18 protein-coding genes, 1 tRNA gene and 3 rRNA genes are annotated in these 26,970 nt (G+C 52.4%); 13 read left to right on the top strand and 9 right to left on the bottom strand.

Annotation, left to right across the window (positions count from 1 at the left end; genetic code table 11):
- Window positions 1–9: 9 nt before the first annotated feature.
- Window positions 10–993 (top strand): ribose operon transcriptional repressor RbsR, encoded by a 984-nt coding sequence (gene rbsR, locus ACMYSP_RS12330; protein WP_434587071.1) that lies wholly within the window; start codon window positions 10–12, stop codon window positions 991–993.
- Here the strand turns inward: rbsR and mdtD are convergent.
- Both mdtD and ACMYSP_RS12320 read right to left on the bottom strand, forming a co-directional pair.
- Window positions 990–2,387 (bottom strand): multidrug transporter subunit MdtD, encoded by a 1,398-nt coding sequence (mdtD, locus tag ACMYSP_RS12325; protein WP_434586974.1) that lies wholly within the window; start codon window positions 2,385–2,387, stop codon window positions 990–992. The two genes, rbsR and mdtD, sit on opposite strands and share 4 nt — an antisense overlap.
- A gap of 12 nt (window positions 2,388–2,399) precedes the next feature.
- Window positions 2,400–3,101: a FadR/GntR family transcriptional regulator gene (locus tag ACMYSP_RS12320; protein WP_123756951.1), complete on the bottom strand. Its 702-nt coding sequence runs from the start codon at window positions 3,099–3,101 to the stop codon at window positions 2,400–2,402.
- Between the two features lie 481 nt (window positions 3,102–3,582).
- Here ACMYSP_RS12320 and ACMYSP_RS12315 point away from each other — a divergent pair.
- The 4 genes from ACMYSP_RS12315 (at window position 3,583) to rrf (ending at window position 8,619) form a co-directional block, all read left to right on the top strand.
- Window positions 3,583–5,125: ribosomal RNA gene (locus ACMYSP_RS12315) — 16S ribosomal RNA — on the top strand.
- Window positions 5,126–5,209: 84 nt separating this feature from the next.
- Window positions 5,210–5,285 (top strand) — tRNA-Glu (locus ACMYSP_RS12310).
- 218 nt (window positions 5,286–5,503) lie between these two features.
- A 23S ribosomal RNA gene (locus tag ACMYSP_RS12305) occupies window positions 5,504–8,409 on the top strand.
- Window positions 8,410–8,503: 94 nt separating this feature from the next.
- Window positions 8,504–8,619 (top strand): 5S ribosomal RNA (gene rrf, locus ACMYSP_RS12300).
- The 16S, 23S and 5S rRNA genes sit together here with 1 tRNA gene alongside, the layout of an rRNA operon.
- A gap of 201 nt (window positions 8,620–8,820) precedes the next feature.
- Here rrf and mobB read toward each other — a convergent pair.
- Window positions 8,821–9,327 carry a molybdopterin-guanine dinucleotide biosynthesis protein MobB gene (gene mobB / locus ACMYSP_RS12295; protein WP_434586973.1) on the bottom strand — a complete coding sequence of 169 codons (507 nt, stop codon included), beginning with the start codon at window positions 9,325–9,327 and terminating at the stop codon, window positions 8,821–8,823.
- On the bottom strand, window positions 9,324–9,905 hold the full coding sequence (gene mobA, locus ACMYSP_RS12290) for a molybdenum cofactor guanylyltransferase MobA (RefSeq protein ID WP_434586972.1): 582 nt from the start codon (window positions 9,903–9,905) through the stop codon (window positions 9,324–9,326). The genes mobB and mobA overlap by 4 nt, the downstream gene beginning before the upstream one ends.
- Window positions 9,906–9,976: 71 nt before the next feature.
- Here mobA and ACMYSP_RS12285 point away from each other — a divergent pair, with 71 nt between their 5' ends.
- The 3 genes from ACMYSP_RS12285 to dsbA all read left to right on the top strand — a co-directional run bounded on the left by ACMYSP_RS12285 (window position 9,977) and on the right by dsbA (window position 11,959).
- On the top strand, window positions 9,977–10,246 hold the full coding sequence (locus ACMYSP_RS12285; protein WP_132731766.1) for a YihD family protein: 270 nt from the start codon (window positions 9,977–9,979) through the stop codon (window positions 10,244–10,246).
- 75 nt (window positions 10,247–10,321) lie between these two features.
- Window positions 10,322–11,308: a serine/threonine protein kinase gene (locus tag ACMYSP_RS12280; RefSeq protein ID WP_434586971.1), complete on the top strand. Its 987-nt coding sequence runs from the start codon at window positions 10,322–10,324 to the stop codon at window positions 11,306–11,308.
- Between the two features lie 27 nt (window positions 11,309–11,335).
- Window positions 11,336–11,959, top strand: coding sequence for a thiol:disulfide interchange protein DsbA (gene dsbA / locus ACMYSP_RS12275; protein ID WP_123758063.1), 624 nt, complete (start codon window positions 11,336–11,338; stop codon window positions 11,957–11,959).
- Window positions 11,960–11,999: 40 nt separating this feature from the next.
- On the opposite strand, the gene ACMYSP_RS12270 is transcribed toward dsbA, so the two are convergent.
- Entirely contained in the window at window positions 12,000–12,908 is a 909-nt protein-coding gene (locus ACMYSP_RS12270) for an acyltransferase (RefSeq protein WP_434586970.1), read from the bottom strand.
- 396 nt (window positions 12,909–13,304) lie between these two features.
- On the opposite strand from ACMYSP_RS12270, the gene polA reads away from it, so the two are divergent.
- Window positions 13,305–16,097, top strand: coding sequence for a DNA polymerase I (gene polA, locus ACMYSP_RS12265; RefSeq protein ID WP_434586969.1), 2,793 nt, complete (start codon window positions 13,305–13,307; stop codon window positions 16,095–16,097).
- Between the two features lie 347 nt (window positions 16,098–16,444).
- On the opposite strand, the gene yihA is transcribed toward polA, so the two are convergent.
- On the bottom strand, window positions 16,445–17,077 hold the full coding sequence (gene yihA, locus ACMYSP_RS12260) for a ribosome biogenesis GTP-binding protein YihA/YsxC (protein ID WP_123758060.1): 633 nt from the start codon (window positions 17,075–17,077) through the stop codon (window positions 16,445–16,447).
- A 584-nt stretch (window positions 17,078–17,661) separates the two neighbouring features.
- Between yihA and yihI the strand changes: the two genes are divergently transcribed.
- Together yihI and hemN are read left to right on the top strand one after the other, a co-directional pair.
- Window positions 17,662–18,168 (top strand): Der GTPase-activating protein YihI, encoded by a 507-nt coding sequence (gene yihI, locus ACMYSP_RS12255; protein ID WP_434586968.1) that lies wholly within the window; start codon window positions 17,662–17,664, stop codon window positions 18,166–18,168.
- 188 nt (window positions 18,169–18,356) lie between these two features.
- A complete protein-coding gene (gene hemN, locus ACMYSP_RS12250; RefSeq protein WP_434586967.1) occupies window positions 18,357–19,730 on the top strand; it encodes an oxygen-independent coproporphyrinogen III oxidase in 1,374 nt (457 codons plus the stop codon).
- Between the two features lie 43 nt (window positions 19,731–19,773).
- On the opposite strand, the gene glnG is transcribed toward hemN, so the two are convergent.
- The 3 genes from glnG to glnA form a co-directional block, all read right to left on the bottom strand.
- Window positions 19,774–21,183 (bottom strand): nitrogen regulation protein NR(I), encoded by a 1,410-nt coding sequence (gene glnG / locus ACMYSP_RS12245; protein ID WP_123758056.1) that lies wholly within the window; start codon window positions 21,181–21,183, stop codon window positions 19,774–19,776.
- 8 nt (window positions 21,184–21,191) lie between these two features.
- Window positions 21,192–22,241 (bottom strand): nitrogen regulation protein NR(II), encoded by a 1,050-nt coding sequence (glnL, locus tag ACMYSP_RS12240; protein ID WP_123758055.1) that lies wholly within the window; start codon window positions 22,239–22,241, stop codon window positions 21,192–21,194.
- A gap of 187 nt (window positions 22,242–22,428) precedes the next feature.
- On the bottom strand, window positions 22,429–23,838 hold the full coding sequence (glnA, locus tag ACMYSP_RS12235; protein ID WP_123710481.1) for a glutamate--ammonia ligase: 1,410 nt from the start codon (window positions 23,836–23,838) through the stop codon (window positions 22,429–22,431).
- A gap of 379 nt (window positions 23,839–24,217) precedes the next feature.
- On the opposite strand from glnA, the gene typA reads away from it, so the two are divergent.
- Both typA and ACMYSP_RS12225 read left to right on the top strand, forming a co-directional pair.
- Window positions 24,218–26,041 (top strand): ribosome-dependent GTPase TypA, encoded by a 1,824-nt coding sequence (typA, locus tag ACMYSP_RS12230; protein WP_123758054.1) that lies wholly within the window; start codon window positions 24,218–24,220, stop codon window positions 26,039–26,041.
- Window positions 26,042–26,259: 218 nt separating this feature from the next.
- Window positions 26,260–26,970 carry a GntR family transcriptional regulator gene (locus ACMYSP_RS12225; RefSeq protein ID WP_434587070.1) on the top strand — a complete coding sequence of 237 codons (711 nt, stop codon included), beginning with the start codon at window positions 26,260–26,262 and terminating at the stop codon, window positions 26,968–26,970.

Raw genomic sequence — 26,970 nt, 5'->3', positions numbered from 1 at the left:
TTGGCTACCATGAAGGATGTAGCCCGCGAAGCGGGCGTTTCCACTTCAACAGTGTCTCACGTCATTAATAAAGACCGCTTCGTCAGCGAAGCGATCACGGCCAAAGTCGATGCGGCGATAAAACATCTTAATTACGCGCCGTCTGCGCTGGCGCGCAGCCTCAAACTCAACCAGACCCGGACGATTGGCATGCTGATCACCGCCAGTACCAACCCGTTCTATTCGGAGCTGGTGCGCGGCGTAGAGCGCAGCTGTTTTGAACGCGGCTACAGTCTGGTGCTGTGTAACACCGAAGGCGATGAGCAGCGCATGAACCGCAATCTTGAGACGCTGATGCAAAAACGCGTCGATGGATTATTACTGCTGTGCACCGAAACACACCAACCGTCGCCAGAAATTATGCAGCGCTACCCATCGGTACCGACGGTGATGATGGACTGGGCGCCGTTTGATGGTGACAGCGATCTGATCCAGGATAACTCGCTGCTGGGCGGCGATATGGCGACGCAGTACTTAATTGATAAAGGCTATACCCGGGTTGCCTGTATCGCTGGGCCGCTGGATAAAACCCCGTCGCGTCTGCGACTGGAGGGATATCATGCGGCAATGGCCCGCGCCGGACTCACCGTGGCTGAAGGCTATGTCATTACCAGCGATTTTGAATTTGGCGGCGGATTTAGCGCCATGCAAGCGTTACTGGCATTGCCCGAGCGACCGCAGGCGGTGTTTGTCGGCAACGATGCGATGGCGGTGGGAGCGTATCAATCGCTTTATCAGGCCGGGCTGCGCATCCCGCAGGATATGGCGCTGGTGGGATATGACGATATCGAACTGGCGCGCTATATGACGCCACCGCTGACCACTATTCATCAACCCAAAGATGAGCTGGGCGAACTGGCCATCGACGTGCTGATTCATCGCATGGCCGATCCGGGGCAGAAACAGCAGCGCGTTCAGCTTACCCCGGAGCTGGTTGTTCGCGGCTCCGTCTAACGCTGGTGCCGTTCCTTTATCAGGTTGCGGCCATCTTTGGCCTTTAGCAGCATAAAGGTCAGCGCTGATACCACGGTAATCGCCCCCATCGTAATAAAGGTGTAGTGGAATTGCTCGATGGTATCGGCGCTCTCAAACCCTTCATAAAAACGCAGCACGGCTGCACTGATCGCGACTCCGAGACTAATCGATAGCTGCTGAGTGACGGCCAGCAGGCTATTGCCGCTGCTGGCGTTGTCGTCGGTCAGGTCAGCCAGCGTGATGGTATTCATCGAGGTGAACTGGGTGGACATCGCCATCCCCAGTACAAACAGCGGCAGCAATAGCATCCAGACCGGCATGCCCGGAGACTGGAATGAGAACTGGGCGATCATCACGCCGATAAACAGCGTCACACCAACCAGCGTTTTCCGATAACCAAGCCACCGTAGAATCTGCGTCACGGTCGATTTCGCAATAATAGAACCGATGGCGGTGGGGGCTATCATGCAGCCGGCGACAATCGCCGGATAGCCAAAACCGACCTGCAGCATCAGCGGCATCAAAAACGGCACGCAGCCGGTCCCCAGGCGAGTCGCCAGATTTCCGGCAATCCCCACGGAGAAGGTCCGTGTCTTAAATAATGACAGCGAGATCAGTGGTGTAGGATGGCGACGTGCGTGGCGGATATAGGCCAGCAGTAAAATGACGCTCAGGGCGATAACGGAAAGCGCAATCCATGTCGCAACAATTTTTTCACCGAACAGTTCGATACCGCTGGAGAACAGCACCAGGCTTAAACCAAACAACAGGAAACCGGTGGTATCAAAACGACGGCGTGGGGTGGTGAAATCCGGCATATATTTGCGTGCGTAAAGGATGCCGATAATGCCGATAGGAATATTAATGAGGAAAATCCAGTGCCAGCTGGCCCAGGTCACCAGCACGCCACCGAGTACCGGCCCAAGAATGGGGCCGACGAGTCCCGGCATGGTGACGAAGTTCAGTACCGGCAGTAGTTCGCTACGCGGGTAGGCTCTTAATAATGCGAGGCGCGCCACCGGCATCATCATGGCGCCGCCGATCCCCTGAATGACGCGAAAGATAACCAGCTCCATCAACGAGCTGGAAAGGGCGCAGGCCAGCGAGCCAAGCGTAAACAGGCCGACAGCGATAATAAAAACTTTGCGGGTACCAAAACGGTCAGCCAGCCATCCGCTGACCGGGATAAGCATGGCGACCGTTAATGTGTAGCTGATGATGGCGGACTGCATAGCCAGCGGCGAACGGTTGAGACTGTGCGCGATGGCAGGAAGGGCGGTGTTCAGAATGGTGGCATCGAGTGCCTGCATAAAAAAGGCCATTGCCGCAATCCACGGCAGCCCGGCCATACTACGCCCTTTCTTCTCGGTCATGCGAAACCCTTGTTATTTGCCTGAATGGTGTGGTGCGTTCAATAACGTCTGACAGGCGTTAAGCGCTCGTGGGCCGTCGCTATCCTGAATGGCATCAACGATAGCCTGGTGGAGATCCAGCTTCACCACTTCATTTTGGGTAATAGAAGTGAAGTAGGTGTGGTAAACCGAATGAAACAGCGAGGCGAAGGAAATCAGGAACGGATTCCCGCTCATCTCATAGATGTGTTCGTGCCAGGCCATATCGACTTCAATCCAGCGTTCACGCTGAAAGCGTCTTTTCAACTGCGCCATCTCTTCCATTAAGGTATTGAGCTGAGCCTTTTGTTCCGGGCTTCCGGTTGTCGCGGCCAGAAAGCAGGCTTGTGGCTCCAGACTGCTGCGCATGACTAGGAAATGGGAGACCACGTCTTCAAAATTATCTTCCGTTAGCCACCATGACAGCAGCTCTTTGTCGAGAAAGTTCCAGCTACTACGTGGCATGACGCGGGTACCGATGCGTGGACGTGGCAACAGCATCCCTTTTGCGGTGAGCGTCTTGACCGCTTCTCGTACCGCGGTACGGCTAACACCGAACTGTTCACCGAGATCCATTTCGCCGGGAAGGATGCTTTCTGGCGGGTATTCACCGGTCAGGATTTTTTGAGCCAGTTTCTCCGCTAATACCCAGGAGATGTTCTTTTGTGCCGCCAGTTGCTGTGCGCTTAATGACATAAATGTCGTTCCTTTCTCTTTTTTACGGTATCAGTATGCCATCGGATGGTCGCTTTCGTTGGTTTAAACGGCAAAACGCTGGTTTTTTGCCACGTTACGCATCGTTTTGGTGAAAAAAAAGACGGTTGAAAAGTTTTTTTAAAACAGGGCTTGTCAACGTCTCAGAACTCCCTATAATGCGCCTCCACTGACACGGAACAACGGCAAGCAAGCCGCCGGGTCATCAGGGTTTCTCCGGAAATTCTGACAGAGAAAAGCGAAAATAAACGCTTGACTCTGAATGAGGAAAACGTATTATACGGGACCTCGAAACGGTGAGCGAAAGCCGCGTTTCAACTGCTCTTTAACAATTTATCAGACAATCTGTGTGGGCACTCAAAGTGACATGGATTCTTAACGTCCTCGGACGAAAAATGAATACCAAGTCTCTGAGTGAACATACGTAATTCATTACGAAGTTTAATTCACGAGCATCAAACTTAAATTGAAGAGTTTGATCATGGCTCAGATTGAACGCTGGCGGCAGGCCTAACACATGCAAGTCGAGCGGTAGCACAGGAGAGCTTGCTCTCTGGGTGACGAGCGGCGGACGGGTGAGTAATGTCTGGGAAACTGCCTGATGGAGGGGGATAACTACTGGAAACGGTAGCTAATACCGCATAACGTCGCAAGACCAAAGTGGGGGACCTTCGGGCCTCATGCCATCAGATGTGCCCAGATGGGATTAGCTAGTAGGTGGGGTAATGGCTCACCTAGGCGACGATCCCTAGCTGGTCTGAGAGGATGACCAGCCACACTGGAACTGAGACACGGTCCAGACTCCTACGGGAGGCAGCAGTGGGGAATATTGCACAATGGGCGCAAGCCTGATGCAGCCATGCCGCGTGTATGAAGAAGGCCTTCGGGTTGTAAAGTAAGCTTTCAGCGAGGAGGAAGGCATTAAGGTTAATAACCTTAGTGATTGACGTTACTCGCAGAAGAAGCACCGGCTAACTCCGTGCCAGCAGCCGCGGTAATACGGAGGGTGCAAGCGTTAATCGGAATTACTGGGCGTAAAGCGCACGCAGGCGGTTTGTTAAGTCAGATGTGAAATCCCCGGGCTCAACCTGGGAACTGCATTTGAAACTGGCAAGCTTGAGTCTTGTAGAGGGGGTAGAATTCCAGGTGTAGCGGTGAAATGCGTAGAGATCTGGAGGAATACCGGTGGCGAAGGCGGCCCCCTGGACAAAGACTGACGCTCAGGTGCGAAAGCGTGGGGAGCAAACAGGATTAGATACCCTGGTAGTCCACGCTGTAAACGATGTCGACTTGGAGGTTGTTCCCTTGAGGAGTGGCTTCCGGAGCTAACGCGTTAAGTCGACCGCCTGGGGAGTACGGCCGCAAGGTTAAAACTCAAATGAATTGACGGGGGCCCGCACAAGCGGTGGAGCATGTGGTTTAATTCGATGCAACGCGAAGAACCTTACCTACTCTTGACATCCAGAGAACTTAGCAGAGATGCTTTGGTGCCTTCGGGAACTCTGAGACAGGTGCTGCATGGCTGTCGTCAGCTCGTGTTGTGAAATGTTGGGTTAAGTCCCGCAACGAGCGCAACCCTTATCCTTTGTTGCCAGCGGTCCGGCCGGGAACTCAAAGGAGACTGCCAGTGATAAACTGGAGGAAGGTGGGGATGACGTCAAGTCATCATGGCCCTTACGAGTAGGGCTACACACGTGCTACAATGGCATATACAAAGAGAAGCGACCTCGCGAGAGCAAGCGGACCTCATAAAGTATGTCGTAGTCCGGATTGGAGTCTGCAACTCGACTCCATGAAGTCGGAATCGCTAGTAATCGTAGATCAGAATGCTACGGTGAATACGTTCCCGGGCCTTGTACACACCGCCCGTCACACCATGGGAGTGGGTTGCAAAAGAAGTAGGTAGCTTAACCTTCGGGAGGGCGCTTACCACTTTGTGATTCATGACTGGGGTGAAGTCGTAACAAGGTAACCGTAGGGGAACCTGCGGTTGGATCACCTCCTTACCTGAAGAACCTGCCTTTGTAGTGCTCACACAGATTGTCTGATGAAAAGTAAATAGCAAGGCGTCTTGCGATTGAGACTTCAGTGTCCCCTTCGTCTAGAGGCCCAGGACACCGCCCTTTCACGGCGGTAACAGGGGTTCGAATCCCCTAGGGGACGCCACTTGCTGGTTTGTGAGTGAAAGTCGCCGACCTCAATATCTCAAAACTGGTTCTCCGGAATCACGTTTGAGATATTTGCTCTTTAAAAATCTGGATCAAGCTGAAAATTGAAACGACACACTGTTTCCTTTCTCCGTAATAAGAAAGGAAAAATGGTGTGTTCGAGTCTCTCAAATTTTCGCAACGCGGACTGTTTTACGAAACAGCTTCGGGTTGTGAGGTTAAGCGACTAAGCGTACACGGTGGATGCCCTGGCAGTCAGAGGCGATGAAGGACGTGCTAATCTGCGATAAGCGTCGGTAAGGTGATATGAACCGTTATAACCGGCGATTTCCGAATGGGGAAACCCAGTGTGATTCGTCACACTATCGTTAAGTGAATACATAGCTTAACAGAAGCGAACCGGGGAACTGAAACATCTAAGTACCCCGAGGAAAAGAAATCAACCGAGATTCCCCCAGTAGCGGCGAGCGAACGGGGAGGAGCCCAGAGTCTGAATCAGCGCGTGTGTTAGTGGAACGGTCTGGAAAGTCCGGCGGTACAGGGTGATAGCCCCGTACACTAAAATGCACACGTTGTGAACTCGAAGAGTAGGGCGGGACACGTGGTATCCTGTCTGAATATGGGGGGACCATCCTCCAAGGCTAAATACTCCTGACTGACCGATAGTGAACCAGTACCGTGAGGGAAAGGCGAAAAGAACCCCGGCGAGGGGAGTGAAAAAGAACCTGAAACCGTGTACGTACAAGCAGTGGGAGCCTACTTGTTAGGTGACTGCGTACCTTTTGTATAATGGGTCAGCGACTTATATTCTGTAGCAAGGTTAACCGTATAGGGGAGCCGCAGGGAAACCGAGTCTTAACTGGGCGTTAAGTTGCAGGGTATAGACCCGAAACCCGGTGATCTAGCCATGGGCAGGTTGAAGGTTGGGTAACACTAACTGGAGGACCGAACCGACTAATGTTGAAAAATTAGCGGATGACTTGTGGCTGGGGGTGAAAGGCCAATCAAACCGGGAGATAGCTGGTTCTCCCCGAAAGCTATTTAGGTAGCGCCTCGTGAACTCATCTTCGGGGGTAGAGCACTGTTTCGGCTAGGGGGTCATCCCGACTTACCAACCCGATGCAAACTACGAATACCGAAGAATGTTATCACGGGAGACACACGGCGGGTGCTAACGTCCGTCGTGAAGAGGGAAACAACCCAGACCGCCAGCTAAGGTCCCAAAGTCATGGTTAAGTGGGAAACGATGTGGGAAGGCACAGACAGCCAGGATGTTGGCTTAGAAGCAGCCATCATTTAAAGAAAGCGTAATAGCTCACTGGTCGAGTCGGCCTGCGCGGAAGATGTAACGGGGCTAAACCATGCACCGAAGCTGCGGCAGCGACGCTTAGGCGTTGTTGGGTAGGGGAGCGTTCTGTAAGCCGTTGAAGGTGGCCTGTGAGGGTTGCTGGAGGTATCAGAAGTGCGAATGCTGACATAAGTAACGATAAAGCGGGTGAAAAGCCCGCTCGCCGGAAGACCAAGGGTTCCTGTCCAACGTTAATCGGGGCAGGGTGAGTCGACCCCTAAGGCGAGGCCGAAAGGCGTAGTCGATGGGAAACAGGTTAATATTCCTGTACTCGGTGTTACTGCGAAGGGGGGACGGAGAAGGCTATGTTAGCCGGGCGACGGTTGTCCCGGTTTAAGCATGTAGGCGGGAAGTTTAGGTAAATCCGGACTTCTGTTAACGCTGAGGTGTGATGACGAGGCACTACGGTGCTGAAGTAACAAATGCCCTGCTTCCAGGAAAAGCCTCTAAGCATCAGGTAACATCAAATCGTACCCCAAACCGACACAGGTGGTCAGGTAGAGAATACCAAGGCGCTTGAGAGAACTCGGGTGAAGGAACTAGGCAAAATGGTGCCGTAACTTCGGGAGAAGGCACGCTGATGGTAAGTGAAGCGACTTGCTCGTGGAGCTGAAATCAGTCGAAGATACCAGCTGGCTGCAACTGTTTATTAAAAACACAGCACTGTGCAAACACGAAAGTGGACGTATACGGTGTGACGCCTGCCCGGTGCCGGAAGGTTAATTGATGGGGTTATCCGTAAGGAGAAGCTCTTGATCGAAGCCCCGGTAAACGGCGGCCGTAACTATAACGGTCCTAAGGTAGCGAAATTCCTTGTCGGGTAAGTTCCGACCTGCACGAATGGCGTAATGATGGCCAGGCTGTCTCCACCCGAGACTCAGTGAAATTGAACTCGCTGTGAAGATGCAGTGTACCCGCGGCAAGACGGAAAGACCCCGTGAACCTTTACTATAGCTTGACACTGAACATTGAGCCTTGATGTGTAGGATAGGTGGGAGGCTTTGAAGCGTGGACGCCAGTCTGCGTGGAGCCAACCTTGAAATACCACCCTTTAATGTTTGATGTTCTAACGTAGACCCGTGATCCGGGTTGCGGACAGTGTCTGGTGGGTAGTTTGACTGGGGCGGTCTCCTCCCAAAGAGTAACGGAGGAGCACGAAGGTTAGCTAATCCTGGTCGGACATCAGGAGGTTAGTGCAATGGCATAAGCTAGCTTGACTGCGAGCGTGACGGCGCGAGCAGGTGCGAAAGCAGGTCATAGTGATCCGGTGGTTCTGAATGGAAGGGCCATCGCTCAACGGATAAAAGGTACTCCGGGGATAACAGGCTGATACCGCCCAAGAGTTCATATCGACGGCGGTGTTTGGCACCTCGATGTCGGCTCATCACATCCTGGGGCTGAAGTAGGTCCCAAGGGTACGGCTGTTCGCCGTTTAAAGTGGTACGCGAGCTGGGTTTAGAACGTCGTGAGACAGTTCGGTCCCTATCTGCCGTGGGCGCTGGAGAATTGAGGGGGCTGCTCCTAGTACGAGAGGACCGGAGTGGACGCATCACTGGTGTTCGGGTTGTCATGCCAATGGCATTGCCCGGTAGCTAAATGCGGAAAAGATAAGTGCTGAAAGCATCTAAGCACGAAACTTGCCCCGAGATGAGTTCTCCCTGACTCCTTGAGAGTCCTGAAGGAACGTTGAAGACGACGACGTTGATAGGTCGGGTGTGTAAGCGTAGCGATACGTTGAGCTAACCGATACTAATGAACCGTGAGGCTTAACCTTACAACGCCAAAGCTGTTTTGGTGGACAAGAGAGAAGATTTTCAGCCTGATACAGATTAGTTGGGGTGCTTTTAGCATCCTGATAACAGAATTTGCCTGGCGGCGATAGCGCGGTGGTCCCACCTGACCCCATGCCGAACTCAGAAGTGAAACGCCGTAGCGCCGATGGTAGTGTGGGGTCTCCCCATGTGAGAGTAGGGAACTGCCAGGCATCAAATAAAGCAAAGAAACCTCATGCGAAAGCATGGGGTTTTTTTGTTTATCTGCTAAAGCAAAGGGCTCAGTCGAAAGACCGGGCCTTTTGTTTTGTCTGCGATTCACCGGGGAAAGGTGTCTCCGGCCATCAGACAATACAGAAGCCCATCCTGACGGATGGGCTTTTTGCGTTTACTGCAGCAACTTAACGCAACCGCTATGCTTCTGTTAACCACTGCCGGATAAACGCCACGATCTGCGGAATATCGTTCAAATCTAATTGCGGAAGCGCAGTTTCAATTTGTGTATCACTGGCTATCGCAATGACATGTTCATCCACAACAAGATCGGCTGCATCATGTCCGCTGTTTTGCCGAAAAAGCAGGATCTTCGCTACCGGTTCATGCTTAAACCCTTCTACCAGCACCACATCCAACGTTGATGCATCCATCCTGCTGACCAGCCAGTGTAAATCCAGTTCTGGTTGATCCGGGGTTTCGGTCATCAGCGCCCAGCGTTCTGAGCTGGCCACAATCGTTTGAGCGGCCCCGGCTTTACGTAGCTCGTAGCTGTCTTTACCCGGTTTATCGACATCCATATTGTGATGGGTATGTTTGATTAAACCCGGACGCAGGCCCTCTGCGCGCAATGCGGGGATCAATTTCTTTAATAAGGTTGTTTTACCCGTACCGCTCCAGGCGGAAATGGCGAGAACCGGGATCATGATGGCTCCTGCATGTTCTGCAGATCGGTAAGCGTATTGACGTTAACAAACGCCGATCTGACCTCGCTAAAATCAACATGATGTCCGCCGCTCTGGCGCATGAACACCATCACTCGTCGTTCGCCAGCGGCAAGATATGCGGCAAGTTCGCCAATCAGTTGGCGATGCATCAGGGCTATCGCAGGATGATCGCGTTCTCCATCATGCACCCAGACGACAGGAGAGGAGCCTTTATGCTGCATAAAGCGCTCAACCAAAAACGAGGGTATAAACGGCGTATCGCAGGGACAAAAGAGATACCATTCACTGTCTGTCTGCTGCATCACAGAGAGCATCCCGGCCAGAGGGCCGGGGAAGTCGGAGAGATTGTCGGTATAAACCGGGAGCCCACTTGCATGCCAGCGATCGAGATTGCGGTTAGCACTAATGACCAGGTTTTTCACCTGAGGGGAAAGTGCTTCTGCAACATGGCGCCATAATGGCTTTCCGTTGAGCAACTGCAATCCCTTATCCGCCCCCTCCATGCGCGTGGCTCTTCCGCCCGCTAACACCACGCCGGTTATGACCTCGCCTTGCATATCAATATCGCCTCTTTCATTGTGGGATTGACCCTGTTAACGTGTCCTCATCAAGAGTAAGGAGCATGAGCATGAAATGTAAACGCCTGAATGAAGTAATTGAACTCCTCCAGCCAGCCTGGCAGAAAGAGCCGGAACTGAACCTGATGCAATTCTTGCAGAAACTGGCGAAAGAAGCCGGTTATGACGGCGAACTGACCGATCTTTCCGACGATATTCTGATTTATCATCTGAAAATGCGTGATTCGGCAAAAGAGGCGGTGATCCCTGGAATTCAGAAGGATTATGAAGAAGATTTCAAAACGGCCTTACTACGCGCGCGTGGTGTGATTAAAGAGTAAAAGGTTGTAAGTGCTGCCACGAAACGGCTGATGAGATGATATCCTAAACTATTCGTACGATTATCGGATGTCAGGATGCACGATAAGGCTTTCAATTTTCAGACGCTTAACCCGGATACCATCATCGATGGTCTGTTTGATTTGGGGATGCGGGTGGACTCCGGGCTTACCCCGCTTAACAGCTATGAAAACCGCGTTTACCAGTTCCAGGACGAAGATCGTCATCGCTATGTGGTGAAGTTCTATCGTCCTGAACGTTGGTCTGCCGCACAGATCATCGAAGAACACCAGTTTACCCTCCAGCTTAAGCAGGATGACGTCCCTGTCGCTGCGCCCCTGCTGTTTAACGACAATACGCTTCATCAACACCAGGGCTTCTACTTTGCGGTATTCCCAAGCTTGGGCGGGCGCCAGTTTGAGTCAGATAACCTTGATCAAATGGAGGCTGTCGGCCGCTATCTGGGGCGTTTGCACCAGACCGGGCGCAAGCAGAAATTTATCGCGCGTCCGGAGATCGGAGTCGATGAGTATTTACTTGCTCCGCGCGAGGTATTTGAACACTCAACGCTGATCCCCGCTGGCCTGAAGCAGAGTTTTCTTCATGCTGCCGACAAGCTGATTGCGGCCGTGATGGCGCAATGGCACGGCAATACGGAAGTCCTGCGTCTGCACGGCGATTGCCATGCCGGCAACATCCTATGGCGGGATGGTCCACTGTTTGTCGATTTAGATGATGCGCGCAGCGGGCCGGCCATTCAGGATCTCTGGATGCTGCTTAACGGTGATAAAGCCGAGCAGAGAATGCAGCTGGAGATGATCATCGAAGCGTATGAAGAATTCAGTCCATTTAATGCGGACGAAATTGCCCTTATCGAACCTTTACGCGCCATGCGGTTAGTCTATTATCTGGCATGGTTGCTCAGGCGTTGGGACGATCCTGCTTTCCCTATAAATTTCCCATGGCTAACCGGGGAAGATTACTGGCGCGGGCAGACAGCTACTTTTCTTGAGCAGGTGAAGGTTCTGCAAGAACCCCCTCTTCAGTTAACGCCGATGTATTAATTTGATATTTTCAGGAGAAACTTAAGCATGAAAAAAATTTGGCTGGCGCTGGCTGGTATGATTCTGGCTTTCAGCGCATCCGCTGCCCAGATCACCGACGGTAAGCAGTACATCACCCTTGATAAGCCCGTAGCCGGTGAGCCGCAGGTGCTCGAGTTCTTCTCGTTCTACTGCCCGCACTGCTATCAGTTTGAAGAAGTGCTGCACGTTTCTGACAACGTGAAGAAAAAGCTGCCGGAAGGCGTCAAAATGACCAAATATCACGTTGAGTTCCTGGGGCCGCTGGGCAAGGACTTAACTCAGGCGTGGGCCGTGGCGATGGCGCTGGGCGTTGAAGATAAGGTAACCGTGCCGATGTTTGAAGCGGTACAGAAAACTCAGACCGTGCAGACTGTTGCCGATATTCGTAAAGTATTCGTTGATGCTGGTGTGAAAGGCGAAGACTACGATGCGGCATGGAACAGCTTCGTGGTGAAATCCCTGGTTGCTCAGCAGGAAAAAGCGGCTGCTGACCTGCAGCTGCAGGGTGTGCCGGCGATGTACGTCAATGGTAAATACCAGCTGAACCCGCAGGGGATGGATACCAGCAATATGGACGCCTTTGTCGCCCAATATGCAGATACCGTGAAGCAACTGGTTGAGAAGAAGTAAAAAATAACGCCGGTCAATGACCGGCGTTTTTGTTTTCTACCTAACGAACGTTTCTGTCTTTTTGCTGCATGATTTCTGTCAGCTGCCGATCTTTCTCTTCCCACAGCACATTCAACCAACGCTGAAAACGACGTTTGAAGTTCTTATCATTCACATAATCACCGTGCAGTTCTTCCGCTACGGGAATCAAATTAACACGCACAACTATTCGCGTTAGCCGGCCGCTCAGCATGTCGTAAAACGGTCTCTTGCTGTTTTCCGGGTAGCATAATGTGACGTTTAACAGCTTATCGAACTGAGATCCGAGCACGTTTAATGCCATCGCGATGCCCGCAGCCTTGGGAGGCAATAAGTTACGGTAAGGCGAGCGGGTCTGGTGCTGCTTCTCTTCGGTAAAACGCGAACCCTCAACAAAATTCACGATGGTCGTCGGGTGTGAACGGAATTTCTCGCAGGAGCGGCGAGTCGTTTCAACATCCTTACCACGGCGCTCAGGATGGCGGATTAAATAGCCGCGTGAATAACGCCGCATATAGGGCATATCCAGCGCCCAGCAAGCCAGTCCGATAAAAGGCACCCAGGCCAACTGTTGCTTCAGAAAGTACTTATTCATTGGGATGTGTTTGCGAAACAACACGCAGAGCACCACGATATCTGCCCAGCTATGATGATTGCTGATAAGCAGATACCAGTTTTTCTTGTTCAGCCCTTCAAGGCCTTGTACATCCCACTTCAGCCAGGGGTTGAGGTAAAGCAGCAGCGCTAGCCCTTCACACCAGCAGTACATCATGAAATTACAAAAATGGGATACCGCACGCCATACCACGGGAAGAGGTATAAGAAGTTTAATCAGCCCGGCGATGATTATCGGTACGGAACAGATAATGGTGACTAAGATAGTAAGGGCGATACTCATCGGAAGCGTTATCGCAGCGAGTAATCTCGACATAGTTAGTTTATTCAGAAAGTTAGGCTGATAAAGAGCGCCATTAAATGGTGCAAGAGGCTGATTTTACCAGAAAACGCGGCAAATGACGGGTCTTACCAGAACAGAAAAAAAGGCGGATCTTATATCCACATGGAACATTGAGTCATCAGAATGATATTAAGCACAAGGATCAATTAGTAATGCATTGATAAATAACTGATATTTGTCTTTTCTGCTATTTATTTTCAGGCTGGATAGCTATCCTTGTAAAACTATGCACAAAGTTATCCACAGATATCATCGGCGCATGATCGACCGGATCAACGAATCTTTTCGATGAAATGCGGGAATAATTCAGGTTTTCAGGCCTGTCTGTGGCATCCTTTACCGATAATCTGATAAACAGGCACGGAAATTATGGTTCAGATCCCAGAAAACCCTCTCATCCTCGTCGACGGCTCCTCATATCTCTACCGGGCATATCACGCTTTCCCGCCGCTGACCAACAGCGCTGGTGAGCCGACCGGCGCCATGTATGGCGTGCTGAATATGCTGCGGAGCCTGATCCTGCAGTATCAGCCGAGCCATGCGGTCGTGGTCTTTGATGCTAAAGGAAAAACCTTCCGTGATGAACTGTTTGAGGATTACAAATCCCATCGCCCGCCGATGCCGGACGATCTGCGGGCGCAGATTGAGCCGTTGCATACCATGGTAAAAGCGATGGGACTGCCACTGATGGCGGTGCCTGGCGTTGAAGCAGACGATGTGATCGGAACATTGGCGCGCGAAGCGGAAAAAGTGGGCCGTCCGGTGCTGATCAGCACTGGTGATAAAGATATGGCGCAGCTGGTGACGCCGGGGATCACCCTGATTAATACCATGACCAACACGATCCTCGGTCCGGATGAAGTCGTGGCCAAGTATGGCGTTCCCCCTGAGCTGATTATCGACTTCCTGGCGCTGATGGGTGACTCCTCGGATAACATTCCTGGCGTGCCGGGCGTGGGCGAGAAAACGGCACAGGCATTGCTGCAGGGTCTGGGCGGACTGGATACGTTGTACGCTGAGCCAGATAAAATTGCCGGGCTGACCTTCCGCGGTGCGAAAACCATGGCGGCGAAGCTGGAGCAAAATAAAGATCTGGCGTATCTCTCGTATAAGCTGGCCACCATTAAAACCGACGTTGCGTTGGATCTGGGCTGTGAAGAGCTGCACGTGCTGCCGCCGGCTGCGGACGACCTGCTGGCGCTGTTCAAAAAATATGAATTTAAGCGCTGGATCACCGATGTTGAATCCGGCAAATGGATGCAGACTAAAGGCGTTAAATCCTCGGTAAAACCAGCAGACGCTGAATCGGCTACCGTGGCTGAAGAAGAGGTGGAGGTTGCCTCAACGTTGTCCGCAGACAACTACGTCACCATCCTGGATGAACAGACCCTGACCGAATGGATCGCCAGGCTGAAGAAAGCGCCGTTGTTTGCGTTTGATACGGAAACGGACAGCCTGGATAACATCTCTGCCAATATGGTTGGCTTGTCATTCGCGATTGAGCCCGGTCTGGCGGCCTATGTTCCGGTAGCCCACGACTATCTGGATGCGCCGGATCAGATCCCCCGCGAGCGCGTGCTGGAGCTGCTGAAACCGCTACTGGAAGATGAAAAACTGCAGAAGGTCGGGCAAAACCTGAAATATGACCGCGGGATTCTGGCGAACTATGACATCGAGTTGCGTGGTATCGCGTTTGACACCATGCTGGAATCCTACATCCTTGATAGCGTGGCCGGTCGTCATGATATGGACAGCCTCGCCGATCGCTGGCTGAAGCACAAAACTATTACTTTTGAAGAAATTGCGGGCAAAGGTAAAAACCAACTGACCTTCAACCAGATCGCGCTGGAAGAAGCGGGGCGCTACGCGGCGGAAGATGCCGACGTGACCTTGCAGCTGCACCTGAAGATGTGGCCGAAACTGCAGCAGCATGAAGGGCCGCTGAACATCTTTAAACAGATTGAGATGCCGCTGGTCCCGGTACTGTCCCGCGTGGAACGTAACGGCGTTAAAATCGATCCGGCAGTTCTGCACGCCCATTCGCAGGAGATTGGCAAACGTCTGATCGAGCTGGAACAAAAAGCCTATGAGATCGCGGGTGAAGAGTTCAACCTCTCTTCTCCTAAGCAGCTACAAACCATTTTGTTTGAAAAACAGGGCATTAAGCCGCTGAAGAAAACCCCGGGCGGTGCACCTTCGACGTCGGAAGAGGTGCTGGAAGAGTTGGCGCTGGATTACCCCCTGCCGAAGGTGATTCTGGAATACCGTGGGCTGGCGAAGCTGAAGTCGACCTATACCGACAAGCTACCGCTGATGATTAATCCGAAGACCGGGCGTGTGCATACCTCCTATCACCAGGCGGTGACCGCCACCGGGCGTTTATCTTCCACCGATCCAAACCTGCAGAACATTCCAGTACGTAACGAGGAAGGGCGGCGTATCCGTCAGGCGTTTATCGCGCCAACGGATTACCTCATTGTCTCTGCTGACTACTCGCAAATTGAGCTGCGAATTATGGCGCATCTGTCGCGCGATAAAGGCCTGCTGACGGCGTTCGCCGAAGGAAAAGATATCCACCGCGCGACGGCGGCAGAAGTGTTTGGCTTGCCGTTGGAGAGCGTGAGCAACGAGCAGCGTCGTAGTGCCAAGGCGATTAACTTCGGTTTGATCTACGGCATGAGCGCATTTGGCCTCGCCCGTCAGCTCAACATCCCGCGTAAAGAGGCACAAAAGTACATGGACCTCTACTTCGAACGCTATCCGGGCGTACTCGATTACATGGAGCGCACCCGTGCTCAGACGAAAGAGCAGGGCTATGTCGAGACTCTGGATGGCCGCCGCCTCTACCTTCCGGACATCAAATCCAGCAATGGCGCTCGCCGTGCCGGAGCGGAACGTGCGGCGATCAATGCCCCGATGCAGGGAACGGCTGCCGATATTATTAAGCGCGCAATGATCGCGGTCGATGGGTGGTTGCTGACTGAGCAACCGCGCGTGCGGATGATCATGCAGGTCCACGATGAATTAGTCTTTGAAGTGCATAAAGACGATCTTGAAATGGTGGCGAAAAAGGTCCATGAATTGATGGAAAACTGCACCACGCTGGCGGTACCGCTGCTGGTGGAAGTGGGGAGCGGTGAAAACTGGGATCAAGCGCACTAAGTATTCAGCGGATAAGGTGATTTTCTGTAAGTAAGCAACATAACTTATCGTATTTTGTGATGATCATTTGAATTTGCTATGTAAAGAGTGAAAAAAAACTACAAAAAGTGCTTTCTCCCTCATCGAAAGAAGAGTAGAGTTAATGACGTAGGGTACAGAGGTAAGATGTTCTATCTTTCAGACCTTTTACTTCACGTAATCGGATTTGGCTGAATATTTTAGCCGCCCCGGTCATTTATGACCGGGGCGTTTTTTATTGCGCGAAAGAAAATTTCTGGCGTGTTACCCGGGCGGGAAATGCAGCCCGGATAAGGTGTCAGACACCGTTATCCGGGGAAAGGCAGGAATTACTCGCCGTCTTCGATCGCTTCCTGCGGTGGGATTTCGTTGAACCAGCTATCGAGCTTCTGCCGCAGTTTATCCACGCCTGATTTCTTCAGCGAAGAGAACGGTTCCACCTGCACATCACCGTTAAAGGCGAGAACTGCTTCACGCACCATATTCACCTGTGCTTTACGTGCACCGCTGGCGAGCTTATCGGCTTTTGTCAGCAGCACCAGCACCTGAATATCGCTTTCCACTGCCCATTCAATCATTTGCTGATCAAGGTCTTTCAGCGGATGACGGATGTCCATCAGTACCACCAGACCTTTCAGGCACAGACGCTTCTCCAGGTATTCACCCAGTGCGCGCTGCCATTTGATCTTCATCTCTTCCGGCACCTGTGCGTAGCCATATCCCGGGAGGTCGACCAGGCGTTTGCCCTCGGCAACTTCAAACAGGTTGATAAGCTGGGTGCGGCCAGGCGTTTTAGAAGTACGCGCCAGGCTTTTCTGGTTAGTGAGCGTATTCAGTGCGCTGGATTTGCCGGCATTTGAGCGACCAGCAAAGGCGACTTCGATACCGGTATCAGATGGAAGATGGCGGATATCGGGCGCGCTGGTGACAAAATGCGTTTGTTGATAGTTCCAGTTGGTCAAGACTGTCGTCTCCGTTAAATAAGGCTATGGTGGGGATTATACCTGAACAGCAGAAAAAGACCGTTTTTACCGCATCTCCCTGATGTCATTAAAACCATGCTCTTTGTGAGACATTGTCCATTCTGTTTAGGGGTTATTGATGAAAGCATTGCGTGGATTATTAAAAAAATATTTAAAAATCATTGTTCTGTGAAAGTGTATAAATCTGAAATAACCGGTTTTGCATCACAAGTGGTTGTAGGATTTGTATGAGACGGTAAAGTAGCAGGCAAGGGCCAGGAAGCCGACAGGACACACACTCAGGATGAGTCGTCAGGAGCGCCAGGAGGCGAAGACCAGGGAATACAGTCAGGATGACAAACGTCTGGAGACGTTTTTATAAGGAAAGGGATGTAACAAGGACTGTTATTAGCTAAAGGAAAGACAGGGTGTGTCGTTAGCTAACAAGGAAAGTGGAAACCCGTTAAGGGTTGTCAGTGAGGAAAAAGGCGACAGTGTAATCTGTCGCCTTTTTTCTTTGCTTGCTTTCTGCTAGATTCCGCCTCAATTCTATACTGAAGAAAACGAATCTGAAGATTACTGACATGAAAAAACCGACATCTGCACCCCGCAGCAAAACGCAGCGCAAAACCCGTGAAGAAATGAATCAGGAAGCCCGCGACCGTAAGCGCCAGAAAAAACATCGTGGCCACGTCGCAGGGAGCCGCGCAACCGGTGGTGATACCGCCTCATCTGGCAAAAAACAGGGCCAACAGCAAGATCCACGTATTGGAAGTAAAAAACCGATTCCGCTGGGCGTCACTGAAAGTACCCCGGCTCCTAAGCAGCACAAACCGAAGAGCGAGAAACCTATGCTTTCACCGCAGGCTGAGCTGGATTTGCTGGAAAACGATGAGCGCCTGGACGCGCTGCTGGAACGTCTGGAAGAGGGTGGTTCCCTGAATGCTGAAGAGCAGACCTGGGTTGATGCCAAACTCGATCGTATTGATGAGCTGATGCAGCAGCTTGGCCTGTCCTACGACGATGACGAAGATGAAGAAGAAGAAGAGCGTCAGGAAGATATGATGCGCTTGCTGAAGGGTGGAAACTAACGTTTGCACTCAGTCGGATTCCCGGTCCTGCTTATAACCCTTCTGGTTATATGTTATCTGCTGTGGTTATTCGCTAAACTACGACGGTTGTCGCGGCGTCAGAAATGGCTGCGCAACCGGCTCATTACCCGAGATATGGTTGGGCCGGGGCGGCGTACCCGTCGGCGGCACCATCGGAAGGAGTGAGCATGTCTGAGCAGTTAATCGACTGGGATCTGGCCCTGATCCAGAAATATAACTATTCCGGGCCGCGTTATACCTCGTATCCCACCGCACTGGAGTTTTCTCCTGAATTTGGTGCGGCTGAATTTGGTGAGGCGGTGGCCCGCTATCCGCAGCGCCCGCTGTCGCTGTATGTGCATATCCCGTTTTGCCACAAGCTGTGCTATTTCTGCGGCTGCAATAAAATTGTGACCCGCCAGCAGCATAAAGCCGACCAGTATCTGGATGTCCTGGAGCAGGAGATTATTCATCGTGCGCCGCTTTTTAGCGGGCGTCAGGTGAACCAGCTGCACTGGGGTGGTGGCACCCCTACCTACCTGAATAAAGCGCAAATCAGCCGACTGATGCAACTGCTGCGCAGCCATTTCAATTTTAACGCTGATGCGGAGATCTCGATAGAAGTCGATCCGCGCGAAATTGAACTGGATGTGCTGGATCATCTCCGATCGGAAGGATTCAATCGCCTGAGTATGGGGGTGCAGGACTTTAACAAAGAGGTTCAGCGCCTGGTCAACCGTGAGCAGGATGAAGCCTTTATTTTTGCCTTGCTCAACCATGCTCGTGAGATTGGCTTTACGTCGACCAATATTGACCTGATTTACGGCCTGCCAAAACAGACGCCGGAGAGCTTCGCCTTTACGCTGCAAAAAGTGGCTGAGCTTAACCCGGATCGCCTGAGCGTCTTTAACTATGCGCATCTGCCGACGCTATTCGCCGCCCAACGTAAAATCAAAGATGCCGACCTGCCTTCCGCGGAGCAGAAGCTGGATATCCTGCAGGAGACTATCGTGTCGCTCACCGCGGCCGGCTATCAGTTTATCGGGATGGATCACTTCGCTCGTCCGGATGATGAGCTGGCGGTTGCCCAGCGTGAAGGCGTATTGCATCGCAACTTCCAGGGCTACACAACCCAGGGTGATTCGGACCTGCTGGGGTTGGGGGTATCGGCGATCAGCATGATTGGCGACGCTTACGCGCAGAACCAGAAAGAGTTGAAGCTCTATTATCAACAGGTTGATGAACGCGGAGACGCACTCTGGCGCGGCATCGCCCTGACCCGCGATGACGGTATTCGTCGTGACGTTATCAAAGCGTTGATCTGCCAGTTCAGCCTCGATTATTCGGCGATAGAAGCCCGCTGGGATCTCGATTTTCAGCGCTATTTCGCCGACGATCTGGCCCTGCTGGCGCCGCTGGCAAAAGACGGGCTGGTGGATGTTGGTGAGAAGGGGATTCAGGTGACGCCGAAAGGCCGCTTGCTGATTCGCAACATTTGCATGTGCTTTGATACCTATTTGCGCCAGAAAGCGCGGATGCAGCAGTTTTCCCGGGTGATTTAAACGCAACCCCGGCAAACGAGGCGTTTGCCGGGGTCTATAGCCTTTATTCCATGCCTAACTCTTTCAGCTTGCGTGTCAGCGTATTACGTCCCCATCCCAGCAGACGAGCAGCTTCCTGTTTGTGCCCTTGCGTGTGGCGCAGCGCGGTAGTCAGCAGCGTACGCTCCATTTCCGGCTGTGCTTCTGAAAGCAAGTTTTGATGACCGGATCGCAACGCGCGGTCGGCCCATTGCCCTAACAGCGTTGCCCAGCTATCCGGCTGCATATGAGTCGGGCTATCCGGAATTGACGTTTCAAACAGCTCGCTGGGGAGATCCTGAGTCAGTACTTCCTGGCCCGCGGCCATCACGGTCAGCCAACGACAGGTGTTCTCCAGCTGCCGCACGTTGCCAGGCCAGGCCAGGCGAGTGAGCGCGGTTTCCGTTTCCGGATGCAGCTGTTTGGCTTCGACGCCCAGTTCCCGGGCGGCAATTTGTAGGAAATGTCGGGCCAGTCGTGGAATATCCTCGCGACGCTCACGTAGCGGCGGGAGATGCACACGAATTACGTTCAGGCGGTGGAACAGGTCCTCACGGAACTTTCCTTCCTGTACGCGCTGCTCAAGGTTCTGGTGGGTGGCGGCAATAATGCGCACATCCACTTTCACCGGCGCATAGCCGCCAACGCGATAGAACTGGCCATCGGCCAGAACACGCAACAGGCGTGTCTGGACATCCAGCGGCATGTCGCCGATTTCATCAAGGAAAAGCGTCCCGCCGTCGGCCTGCTCAAAACGCCCCTGACGCACGGTGTTGGCGCCGGTAAAAGCCCCTTTCTCATGACCAAAGAGTTCGGATTCGATCAGGTCTTTTGGAATCGCCGCCATGTTCAGCGCGATAAATGGTGCTTTTGAGCGCGGACTATGGCGATGCAACGCATGTGCAACCAGCTCTTTACCTGTCCCGGACTCACCGTTGATCAATACACTGATTGAGGAGCGCGACAGACGTCCGATGATACGGAAAACATCCTGCATCGCTGGCGCTTCACCGATGATATCGGCCGTCGGGCTGGTGATCGTAATATTGCGCGGCTGCTGCTGCTCCTGATAGTGGCTGATCGCCCGGTCAACCAGCGCGACCGCTTCATCAATATCAAACGGCTTTGGCAGGTAATCAAAGGCGCCTTGTTGATAGGCGCTGACCGCCGCGTCGAGATCCGAATGCGCGGTCATTATGATGACCGGGAGCATTGGGTGACGCTGTTTAATTTGCTTCAGGAGCGCCAGACCGTCCATTCCCGGCATCCGAATATCAGATAACAGGACATCCGGCGTTTTGGTGGTGAGGGCGTCAAGCACCTCGTTGCCACTTTCAAATGTTGTACAGCTTAAGCCTGCTCCGGTTAGCGCGCGTTCAAGCACCCAACGGATGGAGCTATCGTCATCAACGATCCAGGCTATCCCTCGTTGCATAAACACCTCTATTTCCGAATAGGCAGGTATACCGAGAATTCGGTATGTCCCGGCCAACTGGTAAATTCAATTTTTCCGGAGTGCTGATCGATAAGACTGCGGGCGATGGAGAGCCCCAGACCGGTGCCGCCTTCGCGCCCGCTGACCATAGGATAAAACAGCGTATCCTGCAGCTGGGGCGGGATGCCCGGGCCGTTATCTTCGACATCAATACGCGCAGTAAGGCGGTAACGTACACCGTGCAGGGTCAGTTGGAAGGCGGTACGGGTACGTAAGGTAATCTCGCCCCCTTCTGGCCCCAGAGCCTGCAGCGCATTGCGCACGATATTCAGCAAAACCTGTTCAATTTGGTCGGGGTCGTGCGGCAGTTCCGGCAGGCTAGGGTCGTAATCACGAATAAGTTTGACGTTATCCGGCAGCTCCATGGATACCAGCTTCACGACTCGCTCCGCGACCTTGTGGATGCTTTCAGTGACGTGCATCCCCGGGTGTTGCGGTCCCAGCAGGCGATCGACAAGATTTCTTAAGCGATCGGCCTGTTCAATGATCACGTTGGTGTATTCCATCAGTGCAGGGTCAGGCAATGCTTTACTCAGCAATTGCGCGGCTCCTCTCAGGCCACCTAACGGATTTTTAATCTCATGTGCCAGCCCGCGAACCAAATCCCGTGCGGCGATTTGCTGTGCGTGTTGCAGCTGTTCCTGGCTCAGGCGACGCTGATTATCCATCGGCGCCATCTCTAGCAAAATGAAGCCATCAGGCAGACGCTGTGCCGTCAAGGACAGGATATGGGAACGACTATCGATAACCAGCGTGACTTCGTTATCGGTAAACCCCTGGCCGGCGAGCAGGCTTTCCTGCATCAGGCCAATATTCAGGGAAAAATAGCTCAACAGTTCCGGGAGTGGCGTGCCGAAAAGCTTACGTGAACTTTGTGCCAGAAGCTGCTGCGCTGCCGGGTTCGCGTAATGCACCGCCAGGTCGTTATCGACCAATAAAATACTGTTGATTAAAGAGTTAAGGATCTGCCCAGCATCGGGCTGAGTGCCTGTTGCCATCTGACAGTCTCCTGAAATGAGTGCACTGTTATAGTGCAGTATAGCTTTTTATGGATAAAAAGCGCATGAGATCAGCATGTTGGTGGAGAAAAAAGCCCATCCTGAGATGGGCTGAAAGTTTCCACGGCAACAAAATACCCTTGATATGCCACGCCACAACATGGCATACCCAGGATTTACAGCAAAATCAGACGCTGTAGTACAGCTCGAACTCAACCGGGTGCGGAGTCATGCGTACACGGTCGTTCTCTTCAATACGCAGGGCGATGTAAGCATCGATCGCGTCGTTGGTGAATACACCACCAGCAGTCAGGAACTCACGGTCCGCGTCCAGCGCGTTCAGTGCTTCTTCCAGAGAGCCTGCAACCTGTGGGATCTCTTTCGCTTCTTCCGGCGGCAGATCGTACAGGTTTTTATCCATGGCTTCGCCCGGATGGATTTTGTTCTTGATACCGTCAAGACCAGCCATCAGCAGCGCTGCGAAGCACAGGTACGGGTTAGCAGCCGGGTCCGGGAAGCGCACTTCAATGCGGCGTGCTTTCGGAGAGGTTACTACCGGAATACGGATAGAGGCAGAACGGTTACGGGCAGAGTAAGCCAGCATAACCGGTGCTTCATAACCCGGGACCAGACGCTTGTAAGAGTTGGTGGTCGGGTTTGCCAGGGCGTTGATCGCTTTAGCGTGTTTGATAACACCGCCAATGTAGAACAGCGCTTGCTCAGACAGACCAGCATATTTGTCGCCAGAGAACAGGTTTACGCCGTTCTTGGACAGAGACATGTGGCAGTGCATGCCGGAACCGTTATCGCCAAACATCGGTTTTGGCATGAAGGTTGCGGTTTTGCCGAAGCGGTGAGCAACGTTGTGTACCACATATTTGTAAATCTGAATTTCGTCCGCTTTTTTGGTCATGGTGTTGAAGCGGGTAGCGATTTCGTTCTGACCTGCGGTCGCTACTTCGTGGTGGTGAGCTTCAACAACCAGGCCCATTTCTTCCATGATCATACACATGGTAGAACGGATATCCTGTGAGGAGTCTACCGGTGGAACCGGGAAGTAACCGCCCTTCACGCCAGGACGGTGACCTTTGTTACCACCTTCATATTTGGTGGAAGAGTTCCATGCGCCTTCGATATCATCGATAGCAACGTGGGAACCGGAGATAGACGCGCCGAAACGGATGTCGTCAAACAGGAAGAACTCTGGTTCTGGCCCGAACAGTACGGTGTCTGCCAGACCGGTAGAACGCAGATACTCTTCCGCACGTTTGGCGATGGAGCGCGGGTCACGGTCATAGCCCTGCAGGGTGCCTGGTTCCAGGATGTCGCAGCGGATAATCAGAGTCGGTTCTTCATAGAACGGGTCGATCAGCGCAGTGGTCGCATCCGGCATCAGAACCATGTCTGATTCGTTAATACCTTTCCAGCCACCAATCGAGGAGCCATCAAACATTTTGCCTTCTTCGAAGAATTCGGCATTCACCTGATGAGAAGGAATTGTGACGTGCTGTTCTTTACCTTTGGTATCGGTGAAGCGCAGATCGACAAACTTCACTTCATGCTCGTTCAGCATCGTCAAAACGTGTTCAGCGGACATACTTAAACTCTCCCGGATTGGTCATTGTCGTCGTGGTAACGAAAACTTTTTTGCTACGTAAAGTGGCGTTGTTGCCTTAAAAAATATAAAGCGAAATCTGTGCCAACTTTTAAATTGCCCCCAAAAGGCGTTATCATGCACTCCATCGTGCAAAAGGGCTGCACCATTATGAATGCATTGCACCAATATAGTGCAATTGTGTGAACATTGGGCACCAGTTTGGTGCAAACCACCTATAAAAACCCTTTTAACGCGTCGTGAAAGCGATCACAAAGAAACTCTGCAATACTTGTTTGTGGAGGATGTTTGTGATCCTGTTTTGTACTGCGATTAATCCGTGTACAATAACGCGCTATTTCTAAATGCCTGAGGCAAAGTTGTGATCGAAAATTTGCGTAATATCGCCATCATCGCGCACGTTGACCATGGTAAAACTACCCTGGTCGATAAGCTGCTGCAGCAATCCGGTACGTTTGATGCTCGTGCCGAAACTCAAGAGCGAGTGATGGACTCCAACGATTTGGAGAAAGAGCGTGGGATTACCATCCTCGCTAAAAACACCGCTATCAAATGGAACGACTATCGTATCAACATCGTTGATACCCCAGGGCACGCCGACTTCGGAGGTGAAGTTGAACGTGTCATGTCCATGGTTGATTCCGTGCTGCTGGTCGTTGACGCAATGGATGGCCCGATGCCGCAGACGCGCTTCGTAACCAAGAAGGCATTTGCTCATGGTCTGAAGCCAATCGTGGTCATCAACAAGGTTGACCGTCCGGGCGCACGCCCTGACTGGGTCGTCGATCAGGTATTTGACCTGTTCGTTAACCTTGATGCGACTGATGAGCAGCTGGACTTCCCGATCGTTTACGCTTCTGCGCTGAACGGTATCGCGGGTCTGGATCACGAAGATATGGCTGACGATATGACTCCGCTGTATCAGACCATCGTCGATCGTGTTGCGGCACCAAACGTTGACCTGGATGGCCCGCTGCAGATGCAAATCTCCCAGCTGGACTACAACAACTACGTTGGCGTCATCGGCATCGGCCGCATCAAACGCGGTAAAGTGAAGCCGAACCAGCAGATCACTATCGTTGATAGCGAAGGCAAAACCCGTAACGGTAAAGTCGGTAAAGTACTGACTCACCTGGGTCTGGAACGTATCGAGAGTGATGTTGCTGAAGCTGGCGATATCATCGCGATCACCGGTCTGGGCGAGCTGAACATCTCTGACACCATCTGCGATCCGCAGAATGTTGAAGCGCTGCCGGCGCTGTCAGTCGATGAGCCGACCGTTTCCATGTTCTTCTGCGTTAACACCTCTCCGTTCTGTGGCAAAGAAGGTAAGTACGTTACCTCTCGTCAGATTCTTGACCGCCTGAACAAAGAGCTGGTGCACAACGTAGCGCTGCGTGTTGAAGAAACTCCGGATGCTGACGCATTCCGCGTTTCTGGTCGTGGCGAGCTGCACCTGTCTGTTCTGATCGAAAACATGCGTCGTGAAGGTTTCGAGATGGCGGTTTCCCGTCCGAAAGTTATCTTCCGCGAAATCGACGGCCGTAAACAAGAGCCGTTTGAAAACGTAACGCTGGACGTTGAAGAGCAGCATCAGGGTTCTGTCATGCAGGCTCTGGGTGAGCGTAAAGGCGACCTGAAAAACATGAATCCAGATGGCAAAGGCCGCGTACGTCTCGACTACGTGATCCCAAGCCGTGGCCTGATCGGCTTCCGTTCTGAGTTCATGACCATGACCTCCGGTACTGGTCTGCTGTACTCCACCTTCAGCCACTACGATGATGTTCGTGCGGGTGATGTTGGCCAGCGCCAGAACGGCGTTCTGATCTCCAACGGTCAGGGTAAAGCAGTTGCCTTCGCACTGTTCAGCCTGCAGGACCGCGGTAAGCTGTTCCTGGGTCACGGTGCGGAAGTATATGAAGGCCAGATCATCGGTATTCACAGCCGTTCTAACGACCTGACAGTAAACTGCCTGACCGGTAAGAAACTGACCAACATGCGTGCGTCAGGTACCGATGAAGCGACCACCCTGGTTCCGGCTCAGAAAATGACCCTGGAGCAGGCTCTGGAGTTCATCGATGACGACGAACTGGTAGAAGTGACGCCGACCTCTGTACGTATTCGTAAGCGTCATCTGACCGAGAACGATCGTAAACGCGCAATGCGCGGTTCGAAAGAAGACTAATTTTCGCTTCTTATCGATGCCTGAACCCCGCCGCTATGGCGGGGTTTTTTTGCCCTGAAGTTCTGCAATCCCCCACCATCACTCACATCAACGGACTATAGCTTCTTTACCGAGGAGAGGCCGGTCACATTTATCCCCAAAGAATAATGTAGATATTGCTATTTTTTTGCGCGTAAGAGTAAGATTCATTATCTGGTTTAAACCAAATGGGCTAAACAATAACGATGAATCAATCAACCGTCGAAAATGCGAAAGAAAAATTAGACCACTGGTTGAGGGAAGGGATAACGGCACCGGGCGGTAAACTTCCTTCTGAAAGAGAGCTTGGGGAGCTGCTGGGCATTAAGCGTATGACCCTGCGTCAGGCACTCCTGAGCCTGGAAGCGGAATCGCGAATTTTCCGTAAAGACCGCAAGGGATGGTTTGTTACCCAGCCGCGTTTTAACTACAGCCCGGAGCTGTCTGCCAGCTTCCAGCGTGCCGCGCTGGAACAGGGCAGGGAGCCCTCCTGGGGGTTTATCGCCAAGAGCCGTACTGCCAGCTTTCCCGATGCCGCACGGCCGCTTCTCGCAACAACGCCGTCGGATGAGCTGTATCTCATTACCGGTTGGGGTGCGCTGGAAGGACATAAAGTGTTTTATCATGAGACGTTTATTAACCCCAATGTTGCCCCCGGGTTTATTGAACAACTCGACAATCAGTCTTTCTCCTCGGTCTGGAAAAATGAGTACCAAAAGGACGTCGTAACGAAAAAACTGGTGTTTAAACCGGTCAGAATGTCGGGTGATATTGGTAAATTTATTGGCGGCTCCCCAGGCATGCCTGCCATTCTTATTGAGAAACACCGGGCTGACAGTAATGGCAATATCATTCAGATCGATATTGAATATTGGCGGTTTGAGGCAGTCGACCTTTTTATTAACTTGTAG

Source organism: Klebsiella sp. R390, assembly GCF_051131745.1.
GTDB lineage: Bacteria > Pseudomonadota > Gammaproteobacteria > Enterobacterales > Enterobacteriaceae > Klebsiella.
The sequence above is the reverse complement of the archived record's forward strand: the minus strand, read 5'-3'. Positions and strand labels throughout refer to the sequence as shown.